Below are 2500 nucleotides of genomic sequence, written 5' to 3'. Positions count from 1 at the left end.
AGGAAAAGAAATCAACCGAGATTCCGTCAGTAGCGACGAGCGAACGCGGACTAGCCCAAAAGTGTCGTACATTTTAGTCGAACAGCGTGGAAAAGCTGGCCGTAGACGGTGATAGCCCGGTAGACGAAAGGGTGCATGGCATGAAATTGAGTAAGGCGGGGCACGTGAAACCCTGTCTGAACATGGGGGGACCATCCTCCAAGGCTAAATACTCCTGACTGACCGATAGCGAACTAGTACCGTGAGGGAAAGGCGAAAAGAACCCCGGAGAGGGGAGTGAAATAGACCCTGAAACCGTATACGTACAAGCAGTGGAAGCCCGCAAGGGTGACTGCGTACCTTTTGTATAATGGGTCAGCGACTTACTGTCAGTGGCAAGCTTAACCGTATAGGGGAGGCGAAGGGAAACCGAGTCTGAATAGGGCGAATAGTCTCTGGCAGTAGACCCGAAACCGAGTGATCTATCCTTGACCAGGTTGAAGGTGCGGTAACACGCACTGGAGGACCGAACCCACATCTGTTGCAATAGATGGGGATGAGTTGAGGATCGGAGTGAAAGGCTAAACAAACTCGGAGATAGCTGGTTCTCCTCGAAAGCTATTTAGGTAGCGCCTCGTGCGAACATTCCTGGGGGTAGAGCACTGTTATGGCTAGGGGGTCATTGAGACTTACCAAACCATGGCAAACTCCGAATACCAGGACATGCTACACGGGAGACACACGGCGGGTGCTAACGTCCGTCGTGAAAAGGGAAACAACCCAGACCCGCAGCTAAGGTCCCAAAGTCATAGCTAAGTGGAAAACGATGTGGAAAGGCATAGACAGCCAGGAGGTTGGCTTAGAAGCAGCCACCCTTTAAAGAAAGCGTAATAGCTCACTGGTCGAGTCGGTCTGCGCGGAAGATTTAACGGGGCTAAGCTATGCACCGAAGCTCGGGGTGTACGGATTTTGATCCGTACGCGGTAGAGGAGCGTTCCGTAGGCCTGTGAAGGTGAGTCGTAAGGCTTGCTGGAGGTATCGGAAGTGCGAATGCTGACATGAGTAACGATAAGGGGGGTGAAAAGCCTCCCCGCCGAAAGCCCAAGGTTTCCTCGCGCAACGTTCATCGGCGCAGGGTGAGTCGGCCCCTAAGGCGAGGCAGAAATGCGTAGTCGATGGGAAGCAGGTTAATATTCCTGCACTTTTCTACAGTGCGATGTGGGGACGGAGAAGGTTAGGTCTACCAGGCGTTGGTTGTCCTGGGGAAAGGCGGTAGGCGGTGATCTTAGGCAAATCCGGGATCACATACGCCGAGCACCGAGACGAGTCCTATGAGGACGAAGTGACTGAGACCACGCTTCCAGGAAAAGCCACTAAGCTTCAGCTGTAGAAAAACCGTACCGTAAACCGACACTGGTAGGCAGGGTGAGAATCCCAAGGCGCTTGAGAGAACTCGGGTGAAGGAACTAGGCAAAATGGCACCGTAACTTCGGGAGAAGGTGCGCCCTTTGGTGTGGTCACGTGCGTGACTGAGCATCGAAGGGTCGCAGTAACCTGGCCGCTGCGACTGTTTATCAAAAACACAGCACTCTGCAAACACGAAAGTGGACGTATAGGGTGTGACGCCTGCCCGGTGCTGGAAGGTTAATTGATGGGGTCAGCCGCAAGGCGAAGCTCTTGATCGAAGCCCCAGTAAACGGCGGCCGTAACTATAACGGTCCTAAGGTAGCGAAATTCCTTGTCGGGTAAGTTCCGACCTGCACGAATGGCGTAACGACAGCGGCGCTGTCTCCACCCGAGACTCAGTGAAATTGAAATCGCTGTGAAGATGCAGCGTTCCCGCGGCAAGACGGAAAGACCCCGTGAACCTTTACTATAGCTTTACACTGAACGTTGAGTTCTTCTGTGTAGGATAGGTGGGAGGCTATGAAACCGAGACGCTAGTTTCGGTGGAGCCATCCTTGAAATACCACCCTGAAGTGCTTGACGTTCTAACCTAGGTCCGTAATCCGGATCGGGGACCGTGTATGGTGGGTAGTTTGACTGGGGCGGTCTCCTCCCAAAGAGTAACGGAGGAGCACGAAGGTACGCTCAGCGCGGTCGGACATCGCGCACTGTGTGCAAAGGCATAAGCGTGCTTGACTGCGAGATCGACGGATCAAGCAGGTACGAAAGTAGGTCTTAGTGATCCGGTGGTTCTGTATGGAAGGGCCATCGCTCAACGGATAAAAGGTACTCCGGGGATAACAGGCTGATACCGCCCAAGAGTTCATATCGACGGCGGTGTTTGGCACCTCGATGTCGGCTCATCACATCCTGGGGCTGTAGCCGGTCCCAAGGGTATGGCTGTTCGCCATTTAAAGTGGTACGCGAGCTGGGTTCAGAACGTCGTGAGACAGTTCGGTCCCTATCTGTCGTGGGCGTTGGAGATTTGAGAGGGGCTGCTCCTAGTACGAGAGGACCGGAGTGGACGTTCCGCTGGTGTTCGGGTTGTCATGCCCATGGCATTGCCCGGTAGCTA

General features: G+C 54.0%; 1 rRNA gene (cut by a window edge). It reads left to right on the top strand.

The window, feature by feature from the left end:
• Window positions 1-2500: ribosomal RNA gene (locus tag ACZ6YI_RS21745) — 23S ribosomal RNA — on the top strand; its annotated part reaches 207 nt to the left of the window's first position; the annotation flags it as partial.

This window comes from Luteibacter sp. NPDC104163, from assembly GCF_055584245.1.
The sequence above is the reverse complement of the archived record's forward strand: the minus strand, read 5'-3'. Positions and strand labels throughout refer to the sequence as shown.